Raw genomic sequence first — 10,297 nt, 5'->3', positions numbered from 1 at the left:
CGTAGCGTAACGCACCATCCCAAGCTTATGGTGCGTTACGCTACGCTAACGCACCCTACAGATATAGGATTACTATTTGATTTCTGAACGAAATTAGGTATTGTAGAGTGTGTTAGAACGGAGTTCATAACGCACTATTATCAAGGGTTTGATGCGTTACGCTGTCGCCAACACATCCTACGGATATTTTAAGAAATCAAACCGGATTCCTATACTTGTATTTTTTCAAAAATCAAATATGATTCCTATCGTATAACTTTGTAAAGTTAAAGATTAAGTTTGTTTTTGCTTATTTAATAATTTTCTTATTTCGATATAGACTAATAGTTAGTCTAAGCTGTTTGGGTTATTTCAATTACTATGAAGCAAGAACTGACACCAACTCATACTTTCCAATATATTGATGAAATACTTGCCCAACAGTCTATTCATTTGTTATCACTTAACCCTCAGAAGACATTAAGTACCAGTTTTGCAGAACTGGAAAATTTAATTACTGAGCAAAACACCGATATTCAACTTCTTACAAATCTCCAAGAAACTCTTGAAAGTATAGTCCTTACTCAGTTAGAAAACTTTCCAGAAAACATATTCTGGGATTTTGATTTTCTGGTCAGTAGTATGATTAGACAAGCTTTAGTAGCAGATGAAGGTGCTATTCCTTTTTTAAAAGTTTTTGGTGAAAAAATGGTTACTCTGATAGAAATGTTCGGAACTAAAACAGAAATTCGTTTCCGGTACGTTCACGATTTTATCTATGGGTTTGAGTGGGCAAGGTGGGTACAAAAAGAGCCGCAAAAACGCGCCCACATAGAGCCTTTTAGTTTGGTTTTTTTGGATTATTTGCTCGCCAAAGGTAAGGAACTTTTACAACGAATTAGTCACGGTCAGGTTACATCTTATAAACTATGTGATACAGGCTACCGCAATCCCTTCACATTTTCTCGTGAACCAGAAGATGAACGTCGTCTGCTAGCTTATCTGGCTGAGGAGCAACTTATCCCCGTAGCAGTATGGAACTGGAATGCTAGCCCAGTATGGAACAAACCTTTTCAAGAAATGCGCCAGCAATTAGCATTAAAATTAAATATTCAACCACAGAGACACTGATTCGTAATTCGTGATTCGTGATTCGTGATTCGTGATTCGTGATTCGTGATTCGTGATTCGTGATTCGTAATTCGTAATTAAGTAATGTAACTGGGATTTAAACCCCCAGAATTGTTTGAAAATTGCTGAAAAAAATAATTATGAAAATTGCTGATTTAATTATTTGGTTTGAAGCATGGGCAAATCCCGCCTGGTGTGAAAGCTGGGATAATTGTGGCTGGCAGATTGAACCAGGTGTGTTGCAGGAAAAAGTACGGGTTTTGGTATGTTTGACACCGACTTTGGCAGTAATGCAAGAAGCGATCGCTCTGAATGCTAATCTGATATTTGCCCATCATCCCTTGATTTTTAATCCTCTCAAATCTTTACGCACTGGTGAAGCGATCGCAGAAATGGTACGGTTAGCTTTTACCCACAATATTGGTATTTACAGCGCTCACACCAATTTTGACCAAGTGCAGGATGGTACTGCTGACGTTTTAGCTCAAATTTTAGAACTCAAAGAAGTTACTCCCATAGTACCTACACAAGGAGGATTAGGATATGGTCGTGTTGGTTTGCTAGAGCCATTTCTGACATTACAGGAATTACTCGCAACCATTCAAACCCGACTTGCTCCCCCTAATTTGATTTTTTCCCCCAGTGCTGATTTACAGCAAACAATTTCACGAGTTGCTGTTTTGGGTGGTTCGGGGGCTGGTTACATTTCAGCCGTCGCCAAAACTGGTGCTGAGGCTTATCTGACTTCTGACTGTAAATTTCATCAGTTTCAAGAAAGTCGCGATGCCTACGGCGGGCTGTGCCAACGCAATCTCATTTTAATCGATGCCGGACATTACGCTACCGAACGTCCGGCTTGCGATCGCTTGGTGCAAAAATTCCAGTCCTTAAACCTAGACTGGGTGCAGCTAAGTCAAAGGGATGAAGATTTTCGCCAGTTTTTTGCTTAATTATCAACATTAATACTGAATAATTTTGTATTGAGATCTAACCATAAATCTCAAATATTCTATCGAAATACTCATGTTTTATACCATTGATTGTGATATAGGTCACTAAGTATATGTAACTATAATCACATTGCATCAATGTTCCACATCAATTAGTTACACAAGAAAATGTTCCACACTTGAGGTAACAAATTGTTTACTTTGCCCCAACCAAGATGATTCGCACAATCATTGAATCTGCTTTCCAAACTGGATATCTTAGTGTTGAATCTGAGGGTTTGCTTCACCAAGTACTCGCTACTAAATGCTATCAGTCAGAGGATTTGCCAGCCCTGGCAGCCCTATATGATGCAGTTCGCGCAGGTAAAATTAAACGAGAAGCATCCTCGTCGAACGTGCTGATGGAATTTCCTTTACCACATAACAAATCTTGCTGATACTCCAAAAGAACCAGAAGAACTGAGGAAAGCTTCGTGTAAGTATTTCTGCTCATTCCTCACTCTCCTGTCTGGGCAAAAAACCTTAAAAATTCAAAACTCTTTGGGTGTTGTTGTTGAAAACTATCAAGGTCAGCAAAAGAATGAGTTAAGATCAGATACAAGTGGGTAATAGTAAAGTCAAGTCCCCAGACTTCTCAGAAATGCCAATGAGTAAAAGTAGGCAAATTAAACAACCGCAATCAACGATTGTTTTGGAGTATTATTTATTACATAATGGTAAGAATGACTCACCAGAAAATATGAGCCTGCTTAGGACAGGTTCCGAATTGTTTGACTTCCATGAAGCAGACATTCCATAGAACGAGCCGGAAGGAGATTGAGTTCATTGCTAGAATAAGCATTCATTTATGACCCAACATTTCCCGGTATTTTGACAACTACAAGCAAATTTTGGGATTGAGTTGTGAAGGATACTTATTCTCTAAGGTGAAATTAACCTCTTAAAGGTGTAATGTAATGGGGTAGAACCCACATTTTGACAGGTTTAACTACGTTGTTTAAAAAGGCAGAAACAATACATGCTACACCGCAAGATTTATCAACTGTGTTGCGATGGGCGCGAGGTATGTGTTTTCTTGCGGGACCAGCAACGCTGGATTGAACGCGCCCGCATCATCGACATAGAGGGAGATTTAGTGACTCTACGCTATGAAACAGAAGAAGAGGACGAAGTTTGTTCTTGGGAAGAAATGGTTCGCCTCGAGAGCATTGGTGCTGTAACACAAAAACTGGCTTCAGTACCGCGCGGGAATGTGGAACCTCTGATGACTGAAGATTGTCCCGAAGCAGAGCGCATCCACAACCGTTACACTGACTCGAATCCAGAATAATTAGTCATTAGTCATTAGTCATTAGTCATTAGTCATTAGTCATTAGTCATTAGTCAAAAATGGCAAAGGACAAATGACAAAAGACAAAGAGCTAATGACTATTGACTATCATTCAAACCTTCAAAAGCAGGACAGTAACCTTCGAGAGTTACCTTAAAGTTATACAACGGGGAAGCTGGATTCCAGCACCTCTGTCCTCTTTGATGTCGGCAGGTGCCGCAACAGTCTACATCTGTCCATGTATAGCGATCGCTATTTTGACTGAGAAGCTCTCGTTGAGACAATCCCCTTAAGACTAGTTCTTCCCCTTGCCAACGAGCTTCGATTAAACCAGTATCGGCAAATTGCCGCCAACGCGGATCGGCAGTAATCACATTGGGGAGGGTGATTGTGATTACTGTTCCTAACTCTGTTAGTTCGCCTTCGTAGTTTGTCTCTGGTGCTGCCGGTTGTAAAAATGTGTCGCCGATAGGCAGTTCTACTAAGGTGTTAGCCGCCGGAGAATGTACGTGGTAGCGGTTTTGCAACTCCTCTAAGCTAGTCAAGTCTGCTAAATAAGCAGGAGAACCGTGGACAAAAATGACATGCTGGGGTCGCAAATTATGAATTAGCTGCGTAGTACCAGGGCCATCACTATGTTGAGCTAAGAGATAGGTTTCGACAGTGGTAGGCGCTAAATATTCTTTATTAACTTTTATATCAATTTTTTCTGGTAGAAGAATCAGCCAGGGGCCTGTATCTAGTTGGCAGTGCTTGCCCAAATCATCTGTAGAGTCGGTAAGGACAATACAAGGTGACTTGCCCACAGTGGGACGATCTTCTGCTTTTAAACGACGCACGCGAGGGCGCACCCGTTCATCCCAAAATAAGGGTTGATGGCGGGCAAAATTCTGTACAGATGGGGGGAGGTGGGGTAGCAGTTCTAGGTAGGCATCACAACCAGTAGCGACAGCACCATCTACCCAGATATCTAAATCTCGTCCGGTAAAGTGGTGATGAGAACGTAAGAGCATTAGCATCTCTTGACCCAATCCTAAAGCAGGAGTGGGCAGAATTACAGAACAATGATCGGCGATCGCGCGATTAATTCGCTCGGCTAGTTGATTTTCTTGGTTGCGGCGGTGAGGATGACGGGATGTGCCATAACTACCTTCAATGATTAGCACATCTAAATCTAAACCCCGTAGTTCTTCTAAACGCAAACCTTCTACCAAGCGGGAGTTTGATAAGAAAAAATCTCCAGTGTACAGTAGCTTGTAGGTACGCTGCTTGGTAGTGTAGGTAAGGAGAATTGCCACTGCCCCTGGTAGATGCCCGGCGGGAAATAATTCTGCTACCAAACCATCTTGGAGTTCTACAGGCGATCGCAACGGCAAAGCATGACAAAATTTGGAAATTTCCTCAGCATCTCGATCTAACCAATTCAGTGGCAGTAACTTGCTGGTTACTTCGCTACCATAAATAGGTAACTTGGGAAAAGCTTTATGCAGTGCCAGTAAACCTCTGGCGTGATCTGGGTGGGCATGACTAATCAAAACTAAATCTGCTGGCAGGGGCGAACTAGTTCCACGTTCTGACTTAGTAAGCCCCTTAGCCAGCGATGAAATATCCTCCATACCACAATCCAATAGGATGCGGTGTGGCCCCATTTTCACCAGTAAACACACGCCCTCATCGTCATGCTGGACACTATAGGGCAAACATTCTAATTCACTACCTGCCTCCACAGCATCTACACTAGAGGATGCCGACAGATTATCCCTCATGCTCTCCTCCCCTCCAACCTCATCATAGACATATCCCAAAAGCCAAAAATTACACAAATTTTGGTTTTGTGACTTAGGGGTAAATTTTATAGTGCGCCCCTACACCCTGAGAATACAGATTTTAGATTGGGGAGGACACCTTTCCGAACCCGCACTGCTTCGGAAAGGCGGGCTAACTAAAAGCCATCAAACTAGGAGCTAAAGGAGTTTGTCTCTTGTGTATTTTCCCTTTGCAAGTTCTGAGCTATCTTAGCTAACTCACCCTACGAGAAGCCGCATCTACAGATTGATCTCAATGTGCAGAGCCATTTCCGTGATAGTTATCGGAATCATAGAATCCATTTTTCGTACCAAAAAATAGGCACGAAAGCGTGAATATAACTGTTAATCCAGCTAGAATGAGCTTTACATCCATTTGCTTCCTGCCCCTTACTCAAGACTTTCTTATATTAATTTAGTGGTTCCGCAATCAAACCTAATTACTAGAAAATCTTTACTATGCTTATGTGGATTGGGCAATAGGTAAATTTACCACAATCAGTCAGATTGTAAAACCTTTCGGTTCACCTGTCCATCTATCTGGATGTTAAGCAATGTAACAGCAGCAGCAATCCTCTACAACCCGTAAACGATAGCGTTTCTCAAGCATGACTAAATCCATACAAGCGATCGTACTACACTCGCACCCAGACAATTACTTTGCAACATAACCATTGCTACTTTTTCTCATGTAGTTGCTTCAGAAGTGTTGAACTGTCTAATAGTTTTTAATTCCTCTTTTTCTTCCTTGAGAACATGGTACAGTTCCCAGTTCTGTTGCAAATTTAACCAAAACTCTGAACTATTTCCAAAAAATTTTGATAATCGTACTGCTGTACTAGGCGTAATACCTCGTTTTTGATTTACAACCTCATTAATTCGTTGATAAGGAACGTGAATTGCATCTGCAAGTTCTCGTTGTGATATTTCCATTGGCTCTAGAAACTCTTTAAGTAATATTTCGCCGGGATGCGAGGGAGACCTATGCTTTGGAACTCTCATCTTTTGCTAACTCCTAATGGTAAGGGACTTCCAAAAAATAAAATATACAGTAGGGTGTGTTAGGCGAAAGCCGTAACGCACCGAGATATCTGGCGGTGCGTTACGCTGTCGCTAACGCACCCTACAAAATTGGATATTTTTTTAATTGGAAGTCCCTAATCTACTATTTCAACTTCTGATAGCCCTTGGGGTGTCCATGTAAAAAAAATCCGATATTGGTCATTAATCCGAACACTATACTGACCCTTGCGCTCGCCCTTTAGAGCTTCTAAATTGTTACCTGGTGGAACTTTCATATCATCTAAAAAGAACGCTGCATTGAGTTGATCTAATTTTCTCTGTGCAACTTGCCAACAGTTTATAGGACACTGTTTTCGCGCTTGCTTTGAATCCTTACCATCAAAAATGTCTTCAGTTCCCTTGTCATTAAATGATCCTATCATAATTAACACGATAACACGGTTATCATGCTAGAAAAAATTACAAGCGTTACCCACCAAGGGATAGGGTAGTTGACTTGTCGTTGATACTCTTGATAAGATCGTAACATCGACCCACGTGGCGCTAGGATTGGCTGTAGATATCGCCTATATCAGCTTAGAGCAAATCTGTGATGGAAAATAGCCGTTGCCTATCTATTTTCTGAAGCTTGATTTTTTCGGCGTAGAAAGCCTGATAATAAGATTGATAGCGCTCTGGTTCAGCTTCAGGATCGGTTTGTTGCCATAGTTCCAAAAAATGACGATAGCGTTTCTCAAGCATGACTAAATCCATGCAAGCGATCGCAGCTTGAACTACTTGCGGAGTCCGAAGTATTTCTTTCTGGTTTTTTTCATTTACATGGAATAAATGGGAAATTAACCCCATTTCGCTGCTAAATTCTAAAAAATGGTCTTGCAAGCGAGAAATTAAATCTGGTTGAGACGCAACATTTCTCGTTTCTCCATCATCGAATGATATTTCTAAAATCTGTTGCCATAAAAATCGGTGGTGCGAAAGGCTAAATTGCAAATCTCGCTCCTCTAGTTCGGCAATAATTGCTTGACGCTGTTCAGGACAATGTAAGTAAATTCGCAGTAATAAGGCTTCTGCGTGTTCTAAAAGGCTGCGTTCTGTAGGGAGTTGAGAGTGGGAAACTTTGCTACTTCCCCATGCTTTCTTCGCTGATACAGGCTTAGTGTATGTAGCCCCAACTGGAGCAATTTGAGTTAGCAGATTTTCGACTCGCAGGGGTATAAGTCTGGTATCTCCCAAGCTGAGTATTTCTGCACAGTAAGAAACGTAATAATTTCGTGTATCGCTGTTAGCGATATTTTTAAGTAATTTGACTAATTGCTGAGTTACTTGCTGAAAATCAGTAGCCTGTTTCAAATCTCGGTCTTGAATAATTTGCTGAATCTGCCAGTCTAACCAAAGTGGTGCATTCGCTAACAATTCGCCATAATCTTCTAGGGTGTGACTATGCAAATATTCATCAGCATCTTTGCCATTGGGTAAATTGAGAATCTTTAGCTGAACTTCGCCTTTGTATGCTAGTTCGGCAATTTCACCGATCGCCCGTTCGGTGGCATTGGTTCCGGCTTTATCAGCATCAAAGTTGAGTACTAATTGTTTCGATTCGGTGTAGCGTAATATTAATCGGACTTGTTCTAAACTTAAAGCTGTACCGAGAGAGGCGACGGCGTTATTAATACCAGCAGCGTGGAGAGCGATCGCATCAAAATATCCCTCTACCACCACCGCTCCATCGAGTTGGGAAATTCCACCCTTGGCTCGATCCAGGGCAAATAATGTTTTACCTTTACTAAAAAGTTCCGTTTCTGGTGAATTCAGATATTTAGGCTGTTCATCAGTCAGAGTTCTTCCACCAAAGGCAATGACACGCCCTTGAACATCACGAATGGGAATCATTAAGCGATCGCGGAACACATCATAATAACCGCCTCCTTCCTTGCGTGGCTTAATTAATCCCGCTTTTTCCAGTATCTGCGCTGGGTAATGTTTATCTTGTACAAGATAACGATAGAGAGTTTCCCAACCTGCGGGGGCATAACCTAAGCCAAACTGCTGTATAGTTTCTTCTTTGAGTTGGCGGTTAGATTGCAAATATTGAAATGCCTTTTGCCCTTGGGATTGTCTTAGGGCATGTTGATAAAATTGGGCGGACGTTGCCAAAACTTCATATAATTGTTCAAGCAAAGATAGCTGACGCTGTAATTCTTGGCGTTGTTCGGGTTCTAGGGTTTGCACAGGTACTTGGTAACGCCGTGCTAAATCCAACACCACATCAATAAAAGAACGCTTTCCCAACTCCATGACAAACTTAATCGCATTTCCCGCAGCTTGACAGCCGAAGCAATAGTACATTTGCTTGGTCTGACTGACGGTGAAGCTAGGAGATTTTTCATCGTGGAAAGGGCATAAACCGACAAAATCCTTTCCACGTTTGCGTAAAACTACGTATTCCGAGACGACATCTACAATATCAGCCCGTAGTTTAACTTCCTCAATTGTGTCTGGGTGCAAGCGGGGGATTTGCATATTTTAGTCATTAGTCATTGGTCATTAGTCATTGGTCATTGGGCATTAACTTTGAAAAAAGGACAAAGGACAAATGACTTCTGATAGCTATTATATTCTTGTTGCTAGACCAAGAATGATCTATACAATTGCTTACATTTAATTTTATCAGAGGAAATACTTAAGATGGGGCGTATTTTTATATCAGCGGCTCATGGAGGCAAAGAAGCTGGAGGGATCGATCCAGGTGCGATCGCAGGTGGTACAACTGAAGCTAAAGAAATGATTCTGCTGCGGGATTTAATTGTCACGGAACTGAGGGCGCGGAATTTGGAAATTTTGGCGGTTCCCGATGACTTGAGTGCCGCCCAAACCATCGCCTGGATCAATTCTCGCGGTCGCCGGGGTGATGTCGCCCTAGAAATTCAATCTGATGCAGCTAACAGCCCTTCTGTGCGTGGGGCTAGCGTCTTTTATATTGTTAATAATAGCGATCGCAAAAGTAATGCTGAACAGTTACTAATGGGTTTGTTGCGCCGCGTACCCCAATTACCGAATCGGGGAGTCAAGCCAGATACAGATAGCGGATTAGGTAGTTTAGCATTTTGTCGCCAGACAACGCTTCCAGCTTTGGCGATGCAAGTGGCGTTTCTCAGCAATCCAGAGGATCGGGCTTTGCTGCAAACTCGTCGCCGCGATTTCGCTTTAGGAATTGCTGATGGATTGGTAACTTGGAGTCGTGCGATTGACCCTACTCCTGGAACTCCGGCAGAACCAAATTATCCGCCAATTAATATCAATATTAATGGGCAAAATTACTCAGAGCAAGGAGTTTTAGTTAATGGTAATGCTTACATTCCCATTGATTTAGTAGACGTTCTACGGATTGATCTTTCAAAAGCAGCTAATGTCAATCGGATTACTTATCACAAAGTAGTTTATGTCAAAGCCATCGAACTGCGAGATTTTAATGTTGCAGTCAATTGGGATGCTGCAACTCGTACTGTTAGCTTGCGCTCGAATTTGATGGTTTGCTCTGGGCAATTTTCGCGCGTGATGTCAAACGGTAATACTTCAGAAGTCCAGTTACAATTATTTCTGAGAAACAATAATCAAAATGCTTTGGCAAAATTTCCTGACATTCCAAAACTTTATCGAGAAGAAGCAGGGATAGAAGGAGTGAACTATGATATTGCCTTTTGTCAAATGTGTGTAGAAACTGGATTTTTACAGTTTGGTGGTGATATTAAACCTGAGCAAAATAACTTTGCAGGCTTAGGTGCGATCGGTGGTGGTTCAGAGGCTGCATCTTTTGTAAGTGCCAGAATTGGAGTCAGGGCACACATCCAACATTTGAAAGCTTACGCTAGTTTAGAACCTTTGGTACAAGAAGTAGTAGATCCAAGATTTCGTTTTGTCACACGTGGAATTGCACCATTAATCGATCAGCTATCAGGGCGCTGGTCAGCAGATTTGGATTATGGTACGAAGATTTCCGCAATGATCAAACGATTATATGAATCAGCAGGACTTCTTTGAGTCTTGAGTAACTAAACTTGCATTAATTACTTGCTTCCCTT

Annotated in this window: 10 protein-coding genes; 6 read left to right on the top strand and 4 right to left on the bottom strand. The window is 41.7% G+C overall.

The genetic code is table 11. The features are described 5' to 3' along the window. The first annotated feature begins 360 nt into the window (after positions 1-360). From CDG79_RS23570 to CDG79_RS23550, 5 genes are all read left to right on the top strand, one after another. A complete protein-coding gene (locus tag CDG79_RS23570; protein WP_094344300.1) occupies positions 361-1,110 on the top strand; it encodes a hypothetical protein in 750 nt (249 codons plus the stop codon). Positions 1,111-1,250: 140 nt separating this feature from the next. After that, entirely contained in the window at positions 1,251-2,060 is an 810-nt protein-coding gene (locus tag CDG79_RS23565; RefSeq protein WP_094344299.1) for a Nif3-like dinuclear metal center hexameric protein, read from the top strand. Between the two features lie 215 nt (positions 2,061-2,275). Then, complete coding sequence (locus CDG79_RS23560) at positions 2,276-2,497, top strand: hypothetical protein (RefSeq protein ID WP_094329840.1); 222 nt, start codon at positions 2,276-2,278, stop codon at positions 2,495-2,497. A gap of 209 nt (positions 2,498-2,706) precedes the next feature. Beyond that, on the top strand, positions 2,707-2,859 hold the full coding sequence (locus tag CDG79_RS43965) for a hypothetical protein (protein ID WP_223278279.1): 153 nt from the start codon (positions 2,707-2,709) through the stop codon (positions 2,857-2,859). Between the two features lie 219 nt (positions 2,860-3,078). Next, positions 3,079-3,390, top strand: a complete 312-nt coding sequence (locus tag CDG79_RS23550) for a DUF6679 family protein (protein ID WP_012408115.1) — start codon at positions 3,079-3,081, stop codon at positions 3,388-3,390. Between the two features lie 98 nt (positions 3,391-3,488). On the opposite strand, the gene CDG79_RS23545 is transcribed toward CDG79_RS23550, so the two are convergent. The 4 genes from CDG79_RS23545 to dnaG all read right to left on the bottom strand — a co-directional run bounded on the left by CDG79_RS23545 (position 3,489) and on the right by dnaG (position 8,738). Next, positions 3,489-5,156 (bottom strand): MBL fold metallo-hydrolase, encoded by a 1,668-nt coding sequence (locus CDG79_RS23545; protein ID WP_094344297.1) that lies wholly within the window; start codon positions 5,154-5,156, stop codon positions 3,489-3,491. A gap of 726 nt (positions 5,157-5,882) precedes the next feature. Continuing rightward, positions 5,883-6,197, bottom strand: a complete 315-nt coding sequence (locus tag CDG79_RS23535; RefSeq protein ID WP_094344296.1) for a HigA family addiction module antitoxin — start codon at positions 6,195-6,197, stop codon at positions 5,883-5,885. Positions 6,198-6,352: 155 nt separating this feature from the next. After that, positions 6,353-6,640: a type II toxin-antitoxin system RelE/ParE family toxin gene (locus tag CDG79_RS23530; RefSeq protein ID WP_094344295.1), complete on the bottom strand. Its 288-nt coding sequence runs from the start codon at positions 6,638-6,640 to the stop codon at positions 6,353-6,355. A gap of 154 nt (positions 6,641-6,794) precedes the next feature. Next, positions 6,795-8,738, bottom strand: coding sequence for a DNA primase (gene dnaG, locus CDG79_RS23525; RefSeq protein ID WP_094344294.1), 1,944 nt, complete (start codon positions 8,736-8,738; stop codon positions 6,795-6,797). A gap of 165 nt (positions 8,739-8,903) precedes the next feature. Here dnaG and tftA point away from each other — a divergent pair, with 165 nt between their 5' ends. After that, a complete protein-coding gene (gene tftA / locus CDG79_RS23520) occupies positions 8,904-10,256 on the top strand; it encodes a hormogonium tapered terminus morphoprotein TftA (protein ID WP_094344293.1) in 1,353 nt (450 codons plus the stop codon). Positions 10,257-10,297 lie beyond the last annotated feature (41 nt).

Origin of the sequence: Nostoc sp. 'Peltigera membranacea cyanobiont' 232 (assembly GCF_002245985.1) — a bacterium.
Taxonomy (GTDB): Bacteria; Cyanobacteriota; Cyanobacteriia; order Cyanobacteriales; family Nostocaceae; genus Nostoc.
The sequence above is the reverse complement of the archived record's forward strand: the minus strand, read 5'-3'. Positions and strand labels throughout refer to the sequence as shown.

Excerpts from the sequence above, each read along its gene's own strand:
- CDG79_RS23570 (WP_094344300.1), top strand. The coding sequence starts at position 361 with ATGAAGCAAGAACTGACACCAACTCATACTTTCCAATATATTGATGAA.
- dnaG (WP_094344294.1), bottom strand. The coding sequence starts at position 8,738 with ATGCAAATCCCCCGCTTGCACCCAGACACAATTGAGGAAGTTAAACTA.
- CDG79_RS43965 (WP_223278279.1), top strand. The coding sequence starts at position 2,707 with ATGAGTAAAAGTAGGCAAATTAAACAACCGCAATCAACGATTGTTTTG.
- CDG79_RS23560 (WP_094329840.1), top strand. The coding sequence starts at position 2,276 with ATGATTCGCACAATCATTGAATCTGCTTTCCAAACTGGATATCTTAGT.
- tftA (WP_094344293.1), top strand. The coding sequence starts at position 8,904 with ATGGGGCGTATTTTTATATCAGCGGCTCATGGAGGCAAAGAAGCTGGA.
- CDG79_RS23530 (WP_094344295.1), bottom strand. The coding sequence starts at position 6,640 with ATGATAGGATCATTTAATGACAAGGGAACTGAAGACATTTTTGATGGT.
- CDG79_RS23565 (WP_094344299.1), top strand. The coding sequence starts at position 1,251 with ATGAAAATTGCTGATTTAATTATTTGGTTTGAAGCATGGGCAAATCCC.
- CDG79_RS23545 (WP_094344297.1), bottom strand. The coding sequence starts at position 5,156 with ATGAGGGATAATCTGTCGGCATCCTCTAGTGTAGATGCTGTGGAGGCA.
- CDG79_RS23535 (WP_094344296.1), bottom strand. The coding sequence starts at position 6,197 with ATGAGAGTTCCAAAGCATAGGTCTCCCTCGCATCCCGGCGAAATATTA.
- CDG79_RS23550 (WP_012408115.1), top strand. The coding sequence starts at position 3,079 with ATGCTACACCGCAAGATTTATCAACTGTGTTGCGATGGGCGCGAGGTA.